At 68.7% G+C, this 16160-nt stretch carries 11 protein-coding genes and 1 pseudogene; 7 read left to right on the top strand and 5 right to left on the bottom strand.

Annotation, left to right across the window (positions count from 1 at the left end):
- Window positions 1-89: 89 nt before the first annotated feature.
- From WMF28_RS38315 to WMF28_RS38305, 3 genes are all read right to left on the bottom strand, one after another.
- Window positions 90-620 (bottom strand): GxxExxY protein, encoded by a 531-nt coding sequence (locus WMF28_RS38315; protein WP_437598558.1) that lies wholly within the window; start codon window positions 618-620, stop codon window positions 90-92.
- A 165-nt stretch (window positions 621-785) separates the two neighbouring features.
- Entirely contained in the window at window positions 786-2624 is a 1839-nt protein-coding gene (locus tag WMF28_RS38310) for a hypothetical protein (RefSeq protein WP_437598557.1), read from the bottom strand.
- 73 nt (window positions 2625-2697) lie between these two features.
- A complete protein-coding gene (locus WMF28_RS38305; RefSeq protein ID WP_437598556.1) occupies window positions 2698-4425 on the bottom strand; it encodes a VPA1262 family N-terminal domain-containing protein in 1728 nt (575 codons plus the stop codon).
- A 1129-nt stretch (window positions 4426-5554) separates the two neighbouring features.
- On the opposite strand from WMF28_RS38305, the gene WMF28_RS38300 reads away from it, so the two are divergent.
- From WMF28_RS38300 to WMF28_RS38280, 5 genes and pseudogenes are all read left to right on the top strand, one after another.
- Window positions 5555-6337 (top strand): IS630 family transposase, encoded by a 783-nt coding sequence (locus WMF28_RS38300; RefSeq protein WP_437598555.1) that lies wholly within the window; start codon window positions 5555-5557, stop codon window positions 6335-6337.
- A gap of 790 nt (window positions 6338-7127) precedes the next feature.
- Window positions 7128-7463 (top strand): annotated as a pseudogene (locus WMF28_RS38295) (site-specific integrase); the annotation flags it as partial.
- A 576-nt stretch (window positions 7464-8039) separates the two neighbouring features.
- On the top strand, window positions 8040-8426 hold the full coding sequence (locus tag WMF28_RS38290; RefSeq protein WP_437604352.1) for a JAB domain-containing protein: 387 nt from the start codon (window positions 8040-8042) through the stop codon (window positions 8424-8426).
- 829 nt (window positions 8427-9255) lie between these two features.
- Window positions 9256-9507 carry a hypothetical protein gene (locus WMF28_RS38285; protein WP_437481860.1) on the top strand — a complete coding sequence of 84 codons (252 nt, stop codon included), beginning with the start codon at window positions 9256-9258 and terminating at the stop codon, window positions 9505-9507.
- Between the two features lie 176 nt (window positions 9508-9683).
- Window positions 9684-10115, top strand: a complete 432-nt coding sequence (locus tag WMF28_RS38280; RefSeq protein ID WP_437598554.1) for a hypothetical protein — start codon at window positions 9684-9686, stop codon at window positions 10113-10115.
- Window positions 10116-10320: 205 nt separating this feature from the next.
- On the opposite strand, the gene WMF28_RS38275 is transcribed toward WMF28_RS38280, so the two are convergent.
- Window positions 10321-12123, bottom strand: a complete 1803-nt coding sequence (locus WMF28_RS38275) for a protein kinase domain-containing protein (RefSeq protein WP_437598553.1) — start codon at window positions 12121-12123, stop codon at window positions 10321-10323.
- Window positions 12124-12305: 182 nt separating this feature from the next.
- Here WMF28_RS38275 and WMF28_RS38270 point away from each other — a divergent pair, with 182 nt between their 5' ends.
- A complete protein-coding gene (locus WMF28_RS38270; protein ID WP_437598552.1) occupies window positions 12306-14603 on the top strand; it encodes a helicase-related protein in 2298 nt (765 codons plus the stop codon).
- A 133-nt stretch (window positions 14604-14736) separates the two neighbouring features.
- Here the strand turns inward: WMF28_RS38270 and WMF28_RS38265 are convergent, their stop codons facing one another.
- Window positions 14737-15114, bottom strand: a complete 378-nt coding sequence (locus WMF28_RS38265) for a TetR/AcrR family transcriptional regulator (protein ID WP_437598550.1) — start codon at window positions 15112-15114, stop codon at window positions 14737-14739.
- A gap of 268 nt (window positions 15115-15382) precedes the next feature.
- Here WMF28_RS38265 and WMF28_RS38260 point away from each other — a divergent pair, with 268 nt between their 5' ends.
- Window positions 15383-16066 carry a hypothetical protein gene (locus tag WMF28_RS38260; protein ID WP_437598549.1) on the top strand — a complete coding sequence of 228 codons (684 nt, stop codon included), beginning with the start codon at window positions 15383-15385 and terminating at the stop codon, window positions 16064-16066.
- Window positions 16067-16160 lie beyond the last annotated feature (94 nt).

The following is a 16160-nucleotide window of genomic DNA, read 5'->3' as shown; positions in this document are numbered from 1 at the left end:
CGGATCCATCAAATGGTTGGGCAGAACGGGGAAAAATAGAAGAGGACCGCAAGGGCGCCAGGGACCCAAGGAACGGAGTAGATTGGCGGTCATGTCTGCCTTCCTTGCGGCCCGCTTGACGCTATGCCCTCGTCGTGGTTCGCCGGGCGATTCAGAACGATGCGCTTCACCCCGCGCATCAGCACCGGGACGTCGAAGTTGATGAGCAGCGCGAGCGGAAGCGCCGTGGCCTTCAGGTACGAGAGGGCCTGCGAGACGTGGACATCGGTCAAGCGCTCGACGGCCTTGAGCTCCACGACGAGGACGTGCTCGACGAGGAGGTCCATTCGGCCCTCGCCCACCTCGTGTCCCTTGTAGTCGACGCTGAAACCCGCCTGCCGTTGGAACGATATGCCTCGAAAGCCAAGCTCGATCACGAGCGCCTTCTCATAGACCGACTCCGAATATCCGGGGCCGAGATGCCGGTGCACTTCAACCGCCGCGTCGATCACCCGCCGCGCAAGCTCATTCACCTCCGGTGGGGGCTCCCGAAACCGCGTTTCACGCTTGGGGAAATTCGCCCCATTCTCTCCGGCCCCTTGCGCCCCCGGCGCCCTTGCGGTCGTCTTTTCTTCCGTCATCCCTATGCCCCGCGATCATCGACATGCGGTCCACGGGCCCCGCAGCCCAACGATCCGCGGCTCAGCCGCGCGCGAAGCGCGTCGGCTGCTGCCGCTCGTTAGGCTGCCATTGAGCGATAGTTTCAGATGCGCATCCCACGAACTCGATCGCTTGGAGGTGCCGCATCATGGTTCTTCCTCCGTTCGTGTGCGCGCGTGCTCCCTGGCGGCGGCGGTGATGATCTCGCAGAGGCGGTGATCGTTGAGGTCCATGCGGTTGGACTGCTTCATCTCGGCGACGGAATCCACGAGGCGGTGGCCCGGAGCTTCGACGGCAGCCTCGACATCGCCGAACGGAGCGCCTCCTTCGAGAAGAAGCGTCGCAACGTAGAGACGACTCTTGGCGTTCGAAAGCAGGAGGCGATGAGCCTCCAGGGATTGAGGCCAGTCCGAACCGAGGACGCGTGGAGCAACGTCGATGCCATCGACGGCCAGTTCCGGCGAGAGAGGGCTGATGAGTCGAGCGTCGTTCGTCAGGAGGCGATGCGTGTGCGCGAGCAGTTCCTCGAAAAACTTCCGCGACCCGGATCGTGATGGTGCTTGTCGGAGCAGCTCCGTGCCGACACGGAGGAGATGACGACTGGGGTAGAGCGCGTTCTGGTCGAGCGTGGCGAACCGAGCATGTTCTCGGTCGGTGACGAACAGCGTCTTCCAGACGGCCATCCACTCCTCGAATGGATCCGTGAGCTGACCGAGGCGCTCCGCCAAGGTTTCGTAGCAGAGAGACCGTCTCCAATTCTTGGCTTGCCAGCACAGATCATCGACGCTTTGCAGCAGGAGGTCGCGATACCAAGCCAAGACGTCATTTGCGCAGGCGTCGAAGGCCGCTGAAGTCACAAGGTACGTTGCGTGGTCGATGTCGGCGCGGTTGCTCGGCGCGCCACCAGCGCTCGCCACCTGCTGCAGCTCAGCGACCGATGGCTTCGGCGTGAGCACTCCGTGGATCGCGCACAGCGCGTGTCGGGCCGAGGACCAGGGACGCTGGCCATTCGACGGGGGACGCAAGGCTTCGCGGACTAGGCTCGCCCCGAAAAGTAGGAGAAGAAGACGACCGTCTGGGCGCGCGATGGCGGCCTCGACGACCTGCTTCAACCACTCTGGGATCTCCTGCTCTACAAGGCCTTTTAGCTTCGCCTCCACGTCGGGCGTCGGTGGGTATGTGCGCGTAAGCTGGGCGTGGAGTTGGTCACCGTGCGCAATCGCGGCGACGAGTCCCGTCAGTGCACTCGTGCTTCCGGTCCATTTGCTGGCGCTAAAGACCGGCGGGGCGGCGCGAAGCAGCGAGAGGATTGCGTCGCGATCTTCGTGGAGATGAAGATGTCGCCAGAGGTCCTCTCTGAGTTCGCGCAGAGGAAGTGCCTCAGCCTGACGGGCCAGACTCTGCCAGTCACGCGCGGCCAACAGCGTCAGGCGCACGAGCGTGGAGTGATTCAGGCAGACGGCGTCGATCTGGCGACCCCAGAAATAGGTCAAGAGACCTCGCTCGCGAACTTTCCGTTCCTCGTCGAGCAGGACGTCGTTTCCCGGTCTCCGCTCAAAGTGGCGACCGAGGAGTCCAGCAAGCTCTGCTGTTGCGGGGGCGAGAGTCTCCAACGTTCCGGGCCAAGCTGGTGCTTGGGATAGCCGCTCGACCAGCACCTCGACGGCCTCCCAGCACTCCGAAAGGAACTTCACCGCACGATCGAGCGCGACGGCTGAGGAGCCGTTGCGCACGACTGCCGCTGCCGATTCGCCAAGGAGCAGTGCACCGATTCCACGCTCCTCGTCTGTAGCGTCGCGCGCCAACGTGTCGGGCGCTGTCAGACCGACCTTATAGCTTCCGGCGGGAAGGGAGGAACACTTCGTTCGGAGGTTCTCGACTTGTGCGGTCTCCCACTGATCTCCCAGCGATTCTTGCGCCAAGACATCGGTCCACCACTCCACCAGTAGACGGTCGACTTCGATTCGATCAGTTGTCGTGACCATCGCAAGGAGTCGCTCTGTTGCCGCACGATGTTCGTCGGCGCGCGCGAGCGCCCATGCTTGGCGTAGGCGAGAGTCACGCACGCCACACCTCGCGAACGCGTCGAAGCGCTTCCTCCAGCGTGCTCTTCGTCGATAGCACTCGCTCCTTGAGTGTGGCGGCTCGCGAAGAACGTCGAGAGCCGGTGCGCGAAGCCGCCCGCTGCTTCACCCAGTCTGGCATGGAGTCGGAGGTGCCCCAGTGCGCGTCGAAGACGCTCGCGGACACGGAGAATGCCCGCAATCCGCTGGTGCCGTGGAGGGGTGACGCCGGAAGCTTCATTAGCAACGAGCCCCGGCTCCCAAACTCGTTGAGCGACGCACCGAGCACCCAGACGGTCCCGTCGACAATGAGGAAACGGTCATGCACGGGGGACTTCTGGCCGGGCATCACTTTGATCTCAATGTTCAGCCGTGGGTCCTGCGCGCGCACTGAGTCGAGCGTCTTGGCGAGGGCATCTCCGCGCTCGATTCTCAGATCTGGGTCCTCGCCGCTCGTACAGAAGTCGTGCGACGTGAGCACCCGAAAGGGCAGCCCATGCCTCGTCGTAGAAAGGGCGAACTCCAAAAGATCGCCGCGCCCGAAGTACGGATCGAGGAGGTCGACGCTCTTGGACGCGGACCGGATGATGTCTCGAATGGCCTGCGTCCCGGCGACACTGTCTTTGTCGAACCATCGAAACGACGTTTCTGTCCATGCCTCTTGTGTTCGTTGCTGCCCTTCGTCGGCGGCGAGTCGAGTCAGGGCGCCTAGGGGTCGTGGTGTTCCCACCTGGATCGGCTGGGATTCCCCACTTACGCCCACGGTGTACCTGCCCTTCGGCGTTTCGACGCGACGTTGCTCCGAGACGAGGTTCATCGTCATGTTGATCGCACCGATGAACCCCGCCGACTCGGAGTGCTTCAGGAGCCCCCGTTTCTTGCAGGAAACGGCGTGCGCAACCTGCTCGACGCCTTCGGGCACGCGGAGCACGTTCATACCGGGCTGCAGCGTCATGCTCCGCACCGATGTCGCTCCCCATGAGCGCTGATTCCAGAAGGTCAGTTCAAGCTCGTCGAGCGATTGGCCGGGGTGTAGCTCCAGCTCGAAGGTAACGCTTCGCCAGTCGCTTCCGACGCGCTGATGGAGGTTGCGGAAGGCTGGATTGGGCAGGCGAAGGTGGCAGGATCCGAGCAGTACCGATCGGGACAGAAGGTCCACGTGGACTTCCGACATGAAGAAGTCGCGGGCCTTCTCGAAGTCGGACGTCCCCCATCCATTCGTGATGTCGACGGGGACGACGGGCAGGAGGCGATGCCAACGCGAGCCACCAGGTCGATCGCCCCAGAACTCCGAGTGTGGCCAGAATTTTTCGACCTCGACCACGAGGTAAGGCCAAGGTGGATCGTCCCCAAGTTGACCGAGTTGAACGACCGTCGGCTTCGATGGATCCTTGCCGGGCACCTTCATCGAGCCGCTTGCGCAGGCTCGATACCACTGGACTCCCTCGCGCACGGATAGATGCCAACGTTGGACGAGGAGCTTGCCGCCACGCGCACCGAGATCGACTCTTCGGGGATAACCACCTCTGTTGGGGGCAAGGCCGATTAGCGGGTTGGGCTCCAGATGTTTGTGGAGCAGTTCTACGACAGCCAGCATATGGGCCGGGACCGTTGCTCCAGGCGCAACATGGGCGAGAGCGGTGATCTCTGCGATGCTGTAGTCGACTTCGCATTGGGCCACGAAGGCGTCGTCGGACGCGACGGCCGGAGATGAGTCGGTCATCCGCACCTCCCTCGGACGCGGGCGCGCGCTCCGCTCCTGTCCGCGGCGAGCTGCGCGTACAGCTCGTGAAGCTTCGCGCGAAGCACAAATGCATCATCGAGCAGATAGTAGATTGTTACGGGTTCGGGTCGGTCCATAGGTCTGCCTAACGCCTGCGGCATCTGCCGCGGGCGCGGAGCGCCCGTCGGCAGCATGCCGCCGTTGGGCGGCTTGGCGCGGCACGAGCGGGATCTCTCACCAGCCCCAACGAGTACGAAAGAGCTGGGGCATCGGCATTGGCTTCCCACTGATCTGCCGATACTGCTTAGAGTCGAACCGCCACCGCTGCTGTGCGGCCAGCTTCTTGGGACCGCAAACCCGCTTGTACTCCTCCCAGCGGCACCGGGCCTGATGGACCGTGAGCACGATGTCGTCGGGGCCGGACGCGCGCCTTTGCTGCGACACTGCTACACTGACAACGTCATCGTCCTCGAGACCCATGCCGGACGCCACCCACTCGAGCCTATCGTCGAAGACGAGTGACAGCTGAGTGCCCTCAAGACGAAAAAGGCTCAAGCGCGTCGTCCCGCCCATCATGCCGTAGGACCACGGCGTTCGCATCCCAAGCAGAGTTTCGTCACCTTGAAAAGAGTACGAACGGGAATCGAACTCGGTACGCCCATAAAGCAAACCGTCGGGATCCCAGCCTGGCACTGTGCCCCGCGCTACCAACGTAAGCGCAGTTCCCAAACGCTCTAGTGGACTGTTCGATAAGTTTTTTAACATATTCCCCGGGGTGGCGTAAGCTTCGGCATGCGAGGACGACCACCCAGGAGGATCGAGCTGTCGCGGGAGGATCGGGCGTACCTGGAGCGGCTGGTGCGCGATGGACGCACCGAGCAACGCGTCGCTCGCCGAGCTCGGGTGCTCTTGGCCATGGCAGACCCGGCGACGGTCGTGGAGGAACTGGCGGCGCACGTGGAGCAGAGGCGCGAGACCATCTGGCACCTCTGCCGTCGGTACGAAAAGTTGGGGGTTCGGGCGGCCGAGGACGCTCCTCGCGAAGGTCGGCCCCGGGCTTTTTCCCCCTCTGCAACGCGTCGGTCTCGAGATGCTCGCCTGTTGTGAGCCCGCAGGGCTGGGGCTGCACATGACGCACTGGTCGACGCGCAGCCTGGCGAAGGTGGCGGCTGAGCGTGGGCTGGTGCCGAAGATCGCGCACTCGACCGTCTCGCTGATCTTGCGTACCGCCGATCTCCAACCCCACCGTTCGCGGTACTGGAAGACGCCCACGATCGATGCCGACTTCGAGAGGAGGGCGACGCGCATCCTGTGGTGCTACGAAAGAGCCTCGGATCTAGCTGCGCGCGGCGAAGTTGTACTTTGCTTCGACGAGAAGCCGAACATCCAGGTGCTCGAACGTCGGCGACCGACCCGCCCCGTGAGGCGCGGCCAGGTCGAGCACCAGGAGTTCGAGTACATCCGGCACGGGACGGTGAACTTCGCCGCCGTGCTCGATGTGCACACGGGCAAGATGCGCGGGTGGTGCCCCAGCCGGAACGATAGCGAGCACCTGCGCGCGATCCTGCCGGAGTTACTCCACGAGTGCTGCAATGCGCGACGCGTGCACCTGATCTGGGACGGAGCCCCGTCCCACGTCGCACAGGAGACCACCACCCTGCTGCGTACCCGCTACCCGCACGTCCGCGTGCTTGTGACGCCGGCGCACGCCTCGTGGCTCAACCAGGCCGAGCTGCTGCTGCGCGCATTCAGCGAGCGCTACCTGAAGCGCGGCAGCTGGAACAGCCGCCAGCAGTTCGTCGAGCACCTGAACGCGAGCTGGCGGGAGTACGACCAGCTCTACGCTCACCCTTTCAGGTGGTCCTGGACGCGGCAGAAGATGCACCGCTGGGTTGAGCGGCATGCCGCGTGATTATGTTAAAAAACTTGTCGAACAGTCCACTAGCACGGCGAGCCGCGGGTTCACCCGGCAACCTCCGCAGACGAACTCCGCGTCCGCATCTTCGCCAATGTAGTGCGCAACTACCAGTAGCGTCCGCGCTGAAGTGACCCACTGCCGAACGCGATCGACACGTACAGTACCTCCTGCTGCCGCCGAACGCTCAACCGATGTGTCAAAGTCCGGAAAAGTCGCTACGAGCACGTCGCACAGCGTGAACTCGGCGAAGGAGTGAGGGAGGAGCAAAGGCTCCTCCTCTCGGAAGGCGCGGCGGCACGCCGGGATGCGCGGATCCGCACTTGGTGGGCTGCCGGTGGGCTGCCGGCCATCCGCAGCTTCTGCAGTTTGGGCCGGTGTTGGCGCTGCGTCTTCTGCGACAGCCCGTTCTCGGTCGCGGCAGCCAAGTCCGGCGACCGCGGCGACAGCGAGCCAGGCGAGAGCGGCCGCCCGTCGGAGTCCGCGTCCGGCTGTCGTGGTCATATCTTTAGGTCTCCGTGTGCGTAACCGTGGTCCGCCCAACGTCGCAATCAGCTGTGCTGCGCGACATATCTTCGCGTTTTCGCATGTAGGCTGCGAACAGTGGCGCCCTATCCCCGTATTCTCGCAGATGACTCGCGTCGCCCCATGGCAGATCTTCGTATTCCCGAGGATAGGTCGCGATCTTTCGCAGGCTATCTGCGCATCTCCGGAGATAGGCCGCCGCTGCATAACTACGTATCCCCGTTGATGGGCTTCGGACGGCGACGGCGCACCGCAAAGCAAAATGCGTGCCTGTAATAAATTGCCGCGGGCAATCGAAGTGCGGCCGAAGTATCCGCCAGCCGCCGCAACTCGCGCCCGCCCTGCGCCGATAAGGGTCAATGCGGGTCCGACGAACCGGTCCCAACCACTCGGAACCATCCACATGACCCTCATCGAAGCCGTACGCGCCACCCTCCGACGCCTGCATGACTCTCCGCGTACAGAAGAGGCGTATGTCCACTGGATCCGGGCATTGGTCCGCTTCCATCGCGGCAAGCACCCACGGCAGATGGGCGCGGAAGAGGTCACGGCCTTCCTCAACGATCTTGCGGTCGCGCGCCGCAGCGCGGCGTCCACGCAGAACCAAGCGCTGTGCGCGCTCCTCTTCCTTTACAAACGGGTCCTCGACCTGCAGATACCCCGGCTCGAAGCGCTCGAACGTGCCCGCCGGCCGGAGCACGTTCCCACGGTTCTCTCGCGACGGGACGCTCTCACCTTGCTCGAGCACCTGATCCCACCTTTTCGACGCATCGGCGAGCTCCTCTATGGAAGCGGCCTCCGCCTCCTCGAAGCTCTTTCGATTCGCGTCAAAGACGTCGCTCTCGATCGACGGCAAATAACTCCGACCCCACCCCCACGTGCCGTCCCCATGCATCGTGGAAAGATAGCGTATCCGAAGGATGCCCCACCTTGTCAAGGAGGCCGGCGCAGGACCGTTCGATCGCTACGCCGGAGGAAGGCGCGAGCGGGCCGTCGATGCCCTACCCCTCGGAAGCGAAGGAGTGCCCCTGCAACGACCCGGCCGATCAGCGGCGGTGCTGTTCAGGTTGCCGCGGCTTGCCGAGTTCTCCTCCACGCGGGACGGCGCCCGAAGCCGCCCCCCATCGAGACGGCGGCCGAGCTGCCAACCGCGACCGAGGCCGCCCTCCTCAAGATGGTGCTCGGCCTGCCCGGCGTCGGTCCGCGCCTCCTCGGCACGGCCGCTCTCCGCTCCCTCGGCCGCCTCTCTCCCGCCGCGCTGGCCGAGCGCACCCAGATCGCCCTCTTCGACGCGACCCGGCTCGCCGCCGCCTTCGAGCTCGCCCGCGGTTCCAACGACGCCCTCTACGTCGGCCGCTCCACCGTCCTGCGCACGGCGCTGGACATGGCAGCCCACAGCTTCGTCCTGGCCCATGACCACCCGAGCGGCGATCCGACGCCGACCCGCGAGGACGAAGCGATGACCCTGGAGCTGCGCCCCCTCTCCGCGGAGCTGGAAGTCCCGCTCAAGGCCCACGTCATCGTCACGCCCAGCGGCCGCTACGCCGCCGTCGACGAGTAGGCCCTCGCGAGGCGCAGCGCCCCGCCGCCGGCGCGCTGCGTCCCTGCGCATCCAGCAGCCAGCCCCCAGCTCACCGCCCCGGCCGGCAGCTCCGCGTGCCTCCGGCAGCGACGCGACCGGCAGCGGCACGAGGCGCTGGAGCACGTGGAGCGCCCGCGGGATCCGACCCCGAAGAAGATCGCGCCGTGGCGCCGTTTCCGGCCGCCGCGACGTCCAAGGCGGGACGACTGCGACGGGCGTACGTGCTCAGGGTGACGGCAGCCGGTCAGCCTCGGCAGCCATTCCCGCTCGCCGTCGTCAGGGACCGCCGCCGTGGTACAGCGGGTCAGGAGCCCGAAGCCGATGCGTGACCGCCAAGCCGAACGAGCAGAGGCTGAACCTTCCGATGCCGAGAAGATCTGGGACCAGCGGAACCTCGAAAGAGTCCCCCTCCGGCGTTGATGCATCGCTCATCGCCGAGAACCTGCGCCTGACTCCCACCGAGAGAGTCGAGCGCATGCGGAAGGCACTGGAGTTCATCGAGGAAGCGAAAACGGCCCATGGTCACCGACTTTCGGCGCGTCGTTGAAGCGCTCATCGGTGAGAAGGTCGATTTTGTAATCATCGGCGGGCTCGCGGGTAAATCAAGGCCGACTTCCAGCGACGTGTGCGCTCCTGCACGGCAGGAGGATGGGAGGTCGGCTCCGCTGGATCTGGCAAGGAGCTCGGACGTCGGCTGGGAGCGAGCGTGGGGCCAAGGGAGGGCGCCCCGCCGGAACGACACCCCGCCTCGCGAGGGACCGGCGGCGAGCCCTTCCCGTGCGAGCGGTTTCTGCTAGACTCATGTTGTATGTCGATGGTCGACACCTCGCCGCAAGCGGACGCACGCTACCACGAGCTGCTCCGGCGCATGCCTCCGGAAAAGCGGCTCGAGGCTGCGATGCGGCTGAGCCAGGCGGTCCGTGAACTCGCCCTCGCGAGCATCCGTGCTCGCCACCCTGGGGCGGACGAACAGGAGCTTCGCGTTCGCCTCACGGTGAGACTGTACGGGCACGACTGCGCGCGCCGACTGTTCGGTCACGTGCCGGCCGACGCCACGTGACGTCATGAGCAGCTCGACGGATGTCGTCTCGGCGCTCGACGTGGCGTTGCGCGTCGCCGCCGCGCTCGAGAGCCTTGGCTGCGAGTACTTCATCGGCGGCAGCCTCGCGAGCTCTCTCCAAGGTGAGCCGCGCGCGACGAACGATATCGATCGGGTCGTCGCGATGATGCCCCGTCATGTGCGCGTTCGCGGAGCTGCTCGGCCCGGACTTCGAGGTGGATCAAGACGTGCTTCGCGACGCCCTGACCCGCGGGAGCTGCGCGAACATCTTCTACCTGCCGATGGTGACGAAGATCGATATCTTCGCTCTCGGGCCGAGCCCCTACGATGAGGTCGAGTTCAGTCGCCGGCGAAAAGTCAAGGTCCGCGCCAGCGGAGAGGAGCTGTTTGTCAAGGCTCCGGAAGATACCATCCTCCGGAAGCTGCTCTGGTACCGCGAAGGTGGTGCAGTCTCGTCCAAGCAGTGGCGTGACATCGTCGAGGTGCTTCGAGTCAGCGGGGCCGAGATCAACGACAAATATCTCAGCATGTGGGCTGAGAAGCTTCGCGTCGATGACCTCCTCACGCGCGCGCAAGCTGAGGCCGCTGCGAAGCTCGGCTCGCAATAGCCTGCTTGAGAGTGCGCTTGGGGGTGGGCGGCGGCGACGCGGGCGACGAGGACCTGCTACGTCGCGATCCGGCCGCCGACGTGCGCGGCGGCGACGGAACGGTGGCCGAGGACTGCGCTGTGAGCCTCCGCGAGCTGCTCGACGCGTCGGCCTGCACGCAGCCCCGGAAGCCGGCGAACAGCGGGGTCCCGGGCATTCGTCTCGTTCAGAAACCGAAGGTGGGATCCTTCTCGGTAGCGGCCTTGTTGGAGGGGGCGGCCGGGGAGGGGCGCCTGGCGGGCGGGCGCGCCGGCTTGAGGGTGGCCTTCGCGGCGCCGGGTGGGGGCGCCGGGGCGGCCGGGGAGGAGTCGGCGGTGGTCGGGGAGGGGTCCGCGGCGGTCGGGGAGGGGTCCGCGGCGGCCGGGGCCGACGATGCCGAGGCGGTAGGGAGAGCGCTCGCGCTCGGAGGCGGCGGGGCGGGCTCCTCCGCCACGAGGGCGGGCGGTTCGGCGGCCTCCGTGGCGCCCACCGGGGGCGCCGCCGCCGGCGTGGCGGGCAGGTCCGGAGCAGGCGAGAGGAGCAGGGCGACCGCGGCGATCCCCGCGCCGACCGTCAAGACGCTGGCGGCAACGGCGAGCAGCGTCCGCGACGACGAGGAGCGGCGGTCCACCTGCAGGGGCAGGGCGCCTCCCACGGCCTCCAGCGTGCCGCCCGCCGTCAGCGTGCCGCCCGGGCCTGGCATGCCGCCCGGGACCCGCATGCGGTCCGCGACCACCGTCCCTCCTCCCGCCACCACCGTGCCGCCGGGGACCACCGCGTCATCGAGGGCCACCGTGCCGCCCGAGCCCGGCGAACCGCCCGAGCCCGGCGCGCCGCCCGAGCCCGGCGCGCCGCCGTGAGCCGGCACGCTGCCATGAGCCGGCGCGCCGCTGTGAGCCGGCACGCCGCCATGAGCCGGCGCGCCGCCGTGAGCCGGCACGCTGCCATGAGCCGGCGCGCCGCTGTGAGCCGGCACGCCGCCATGAGCCGGCGCGCCGCCGTGAGCCGGCACGCCGCCATGAGCCGGCGCGCCGCCATGAGCCGGCGCGCCGCCGTGAGCCGGCGCGCCGCCGTGAGCCAGCAGGCCGCCCTGTGCCAGGGCCTCGGCGGAATCCAGCGCGTCGCGCGCATCCGGGACCGCCGTGCGCTGTACGGCCGAGGCGAACGCACGGGCGAGCTCGTTCGCGTTCTGGAAGCGCTCTGCGGGCTCGCGCTTGAGCGCGCGCTCCAAGAAACGATCCAGCTCGGGCCAGAGCTCCGGCGCGAGCTGCGAGGCGACCGGGATGTCGCCCGTGCAGATCTCCACGAGCACGTCGCCGAGCTCCTCGCCGGGGAAGGGCAACTGGCCCGTGAGGCATTGAAAGATAATCACGCCGAGCGACCAGAGATCGCTGCGAACGTCGATCGTCTTGCTCCGGCGCACCTGCTCCGGGCTCATGTAATGCGGTGATCCGATGAGCGTGCCAGTCTTCGTCGCGTCGGCGGCCAGCCCGGTGCCGATCGCCTTGGCGACCCCGAAATCGAGGATCTTGACGATCTCCTCGCCCTGGCGCGCGAGGAAGATGTTCGCCGGCTTGAGATCGCGGTGGATGAGCCCCACCTCGTGCGCGCGGCGGAGGGCCTTGCATACCTGGCTCATGATGCCGAGCGTCTCGGCCGGCGTGAGGCGCCCGCGGCGCTCGAGATACGCCGCGAGGTCCTCGCCCTCGAGGAGCTCCATCGCGAGATAGGGCGTGTCGCCCTCGAGCCCATAATCGTAGACGTGGACCACGTGGGGCGTCCGGAGCTGGGCGGACGCCTTCGCCTCACGCTCGAACCGCGCGCGCGCGACAGGGGAGTCGGCGTGCTGCGGCATCATGAACTTGATCGCGACCTCGACCTCCAGCTGGAGGTGCCGCGCCACCCAGAGCAGGCCCATGGCGCCGCCCGCCAGCGGCCGCTCCAGGCGATACTTCCCACCGACGACGCTCCCCGCTTCAAGCGACAGCATGCGTTCGAGCCTTCCGCGTCCGAGTGTCCATGCGTCCGGGCCCCCGGGGTCTAGCAGAGGCGGGGCCCAGTGTCGCGATTCTTACAACGGCTGGCATCTCGCCCCATCATGCCACGGGCACGGTGACGCGACGAAGACCGAGCGCGAGCGGTCCGCTGTCGCGGTACTAAGCTGCGCGCGGCATGGTGGACGCCTCTCCGATCACCGCGGTCCTCGGCCCGACAAACACCGGCAAGACCCACCGAGCGATCGAGCGCATGCTCGCGCACGACTCGGGCATGATCGGCCTGCCGCTGCGGCTGCTCGCGCGCGAGGTCTACGATCGGGTGACCACCCGGGTCGGCGAGGCCCGCGTCGCGCTCGTGACCGGCGAGGAGAAGCGCGTGCCGAGGCGGCCGGATTACTGGGTGTGCACCGTCGAGGCGATGCCGACCGAGCTGGAGGTCGACTTCCTCGCCATCGACGAGATCCAGCTCGCCGCGCACGACCAGCGCGGCCACGTGTTCACCGAGCGGCTGCTCCTCTCGCGCGGCCGGCGCGAGACGTGGTTCCTCGGCGCCGACACGATGCGGCCCCTCATGGCCGAGCTCGTGCCCACCGCCAGGCTCGTCCAGCACCCGCGGCTCTCGCGGCTCGCGAGCGCCGGCGCCGGCAAGCTCTCGCGGCTGCCGCCGCGCAGCGCCGTCGTCGCGTTCTCGACCGCCCAGGTCTACGAGATCGCCGAGCGGCTGCGCGCGCAGCGAGGCGGCGCCGCGGTCGTGCTCGGCGCGCTCTCGCCGCGCACGCGCAACGCGCAGGTCGCGCTGTTCCAGTCGGGCGAGGTCGACTACCTCGTCGCGACCGACGCGATCGGCATGGGGCTCAACCTCGACGTGCGCCACGTGGCGTTCGCGGCGCTGCGCAAGTTCGACGGGCGCGACGTGCGCGACCTCGACCCCGCCGAGCTCGCGCAGATCGCCGGCCGCGCGGGCAGGCACCTCGCGGACGGGACCTTCGGCACGGTCGCGCCGCTGTCGCTCCCCGACGGCGTCGCGGCCGCCATCGAGGCGCACCGCTTCCCGCCGCTGCGGCGGCTGCTCTGGCGCAACAGCGAGCTCGATCGGAGCTCGATCGACGCGCTCCTCGCGTCGCTCCGGCAGCGGCCGCGCGCCCGCAGCCTGAAGCTCGTCGACGACGCCGAGGACACGGCCGCCCTGACGCGGCTCGCCGAGGACCCGGCGGTTCGAGCCCGCGCGCGCGGCAGCGAGGCGGTGGGGCTGCTCTGGGAGGTCTGCCGCATCCCCGATTTCCGCAAGCTCCTGTTCGAGTCGCACGTCGCGCTCCTCGCCGAGATCTACGGGCAGCTCTCGGGCCCGCGCGCGGCGCTCGACACCGACTGGATGGCCGCGCGGGTGGCCGAGATCGACGACGCGGGCGGCGACATCGACACGCTGATCACGCGGATCGCGTCGATCAGGACGTGGACCTACATCTCGAACCACGGCCGCTGGGTCCGCGACGCGGCGGCGTGGCAGGACCGCACGCGGGCGATCGAGGACCGCCTGAGCGACGCGCTCCACGAGCGGCTCGTGCAGCGCTTCGTCGAGCGGGGCGGCGGCGCGGCGCGGGGCCCGCGGACCGCAGCGCGCCCCGCGGCGCGCCGGGCCGGGGCGGAGCCGCCGCCGGCGGTGGAGGCGGGGCACCCGTTCGCGCGGATCGCGGCGCTGCGGGCGCTGCTCGCGCCGGGGCCGGCGGCGACGGCGCCCGAGGACGACCGGGCGCGCTGGGTCGAGGCGATCGTGGGGGCGCCGCACGAGCGCTTCTCCGTGGACGCGGGCGGGCGGATCGCCGACGGCGAGCGGCCGCTCGGGCAGCTCGCGCGCGGACCGACGCTGCTCCTGCCCGACGTGCGGCTCGCGGAGCTCGAGGACCTCGGCGCGGGGGCGCGATCGCGCGTCCTCCGGCGGCTCGTGGCGTTCGCGCGCGATCTCGTCGAGGAGCTCCTCGGGCCGCTGCGATCGCCCGAGGTGCGGGCGCTCCCCGGCGCGGCGCGCGGGATCGTCTACCAGCTGGAGCAGGGGCTCGGGACGGCGGCGGCGCGCGACGCGGAGGAGCAGATCGCGGAGCTCGCGCCGGAGGACCTCGCGCTGCTGAAGGCGCGCGGCATCGAGGTGGGCGAGCGCGTGATCTACGTGCAGCAGCTGCTCCGGCGCGGCGCGCTGGAGCGCCGCCTCGCGCTGTGCGCGGCCTGGTTCGGGCGGGGCTGCGTGCCCGCGTGCCCGGCGCCCGGCGCCGTGTCGGTGCCCGCCGCGCGGGGCGTGGATCCCAGGGCGTACGCGGCGATCGGCTACCCGGTGTTCGGGACGCGGGCGCTCCGCGCGGACGTGGCCGAGCGGGTGCGCCGCGCGCTCGCGAGCGGCGAGCCGGCGGAGCGGCTCTCGGGCTGGATGGGGTGCCCGGCGCGGGAGGCGCCGCGCGTCGCGGCGTCGCTGCTCGGGTAGCCGCGGAGGCTCACGCCCGGCTCGGAGCTCCTCGATTCGATCCATGAGCCAGGACAGGGGATGCCGAACGCGAGGATGGACTGCAGGTACAGGCCCGAGCGACGGTCCCAGAGGTCGGCGGCGTGCGCCGCGCCTACGGCCGGTCCGTCGGGCTCGCCGCCCGCGTCGGTTGCGCGGCGAGCGTGAGATAGCCGAGGATCGCGTCGGAGATGGCCCGCCGGAGAGCGCCGGCCGCCGCGCCGACCTGGTCGAGGATTCGCAGCATGTGGCGCACGTGGCGCTCGTGGAGCGCGGTGACGAGAGCGTCCTTGTTCGGGAAGTACTGGCAAACCGACCCGACGCTCACCCCCGCGACCCTGGCGACCTCGTTCGTGTTCGCCCCGTCGTAGCCGTGCGCGTCGAAAACGCGAGCTGCGGCCTCGACGATGGTCTCGACGAGAATGCATTCCCGCGCAATCTGCTCCCGCCGGTCCTCCTTGTCCTCGTGGTGGCGGTCATGTGGCTGACGCACGCCCTCCTGCCGCGCGCGTCGGTGCTCCCGGCGCCGTATCGACTGCATCGCGTTCGAGGAGCGGCGAATGCGCGCCCGGTTCGGCGTTGCATACGAGACCTACGCTCGGTCGACGCGGCGCTGGGTCTGACGGCGCGCACCGCCGGAGGGGCCGTCCCTCGCCGCTCGCGTGGATGCGGGCCCGGATTTGAGTGTGGCGGCCGAGCGAAAGGAAGTAGAAGAGGCTGCGAGGGGTCAAGGGGTGAGAGAAGGAAGAGAGCGGCGCTGGATGACAGGCATGCTTCGCGAGGTGCTGCGGCTCGGTTGCGCGGCGACCGTGGTGTTCACGGCGGCGCAGGCGGCCGCCATGCAGCCGGCGCCCGGCGCCGCGCCGCCGGCCGGCGTTTCGCCGCCAGGACCTCCCCCGCCGCCCCCGGCGTGGTCGAGGAGCCCGGCCCCCTACCCGTGGCAGCCCGGGAGCGCTCCCGCGCTCGAGCAGCCGACGCCGAAGCGCGCCTGGTACGGCTGGCAGCACCTCATCGTGCTCGGCGGGACCCTCGGGCTCGTGCCCCTCGCCGTCGCCACGGAGAACGAGCCGCTCGCGTGGCTGACCGCCGGCTCCTTCGTGCTCGGCGGTCCGGTCATCCACTGGGCCAACGGCCACGTCGGCAAGGGCTTCGCCAGCCTCGGCCTCAGCGCCGGCTGCACGGTCGGCGGCGGCATGGTCGGCCTGCTCATCGGCAGCTCTTCGGACTCCCGCGGCGGGTGGGACGCGTTCTTTGGCCTGCTGATCGGCAGCAGCCTCGGGCTGCTCACGGCCAACATCGTCGACATCGCCGTCCTCCAGTACGAGGAGCCCACGACGACCGAGAGCTACGATTACATCCGCCTCCGCTCGCCGCGGCTCCGGCTCGCGCCGCACGTCGGCCTCGCGCCGGACCGTGCCACCTTCGGCCTCGGCGGCGCCTTCTGAGGGGGGCGGCGGCGCCGGGCGTGCGCCGTGAGCGCCGGCGGGTGAGGCGCGTGGGTCCCAGGCGGCGCTTCGACCTGGCTCGGCCGCGGCGGCG

Source organism: Sorangium sp. So ce590 (assembly GCF_051521365.1).
In the GTDB taxonomy this organism is placed as follows: domain Bacteria; phylum Myxococcota_A; class Polyangia; order Polyangiales; family Polyangiaceae; genus Sorangium.
Note: the sequence above shows the minus strand (reverse complement) of the source record. Positions and strands in the feature narration are given on the sequence as shown.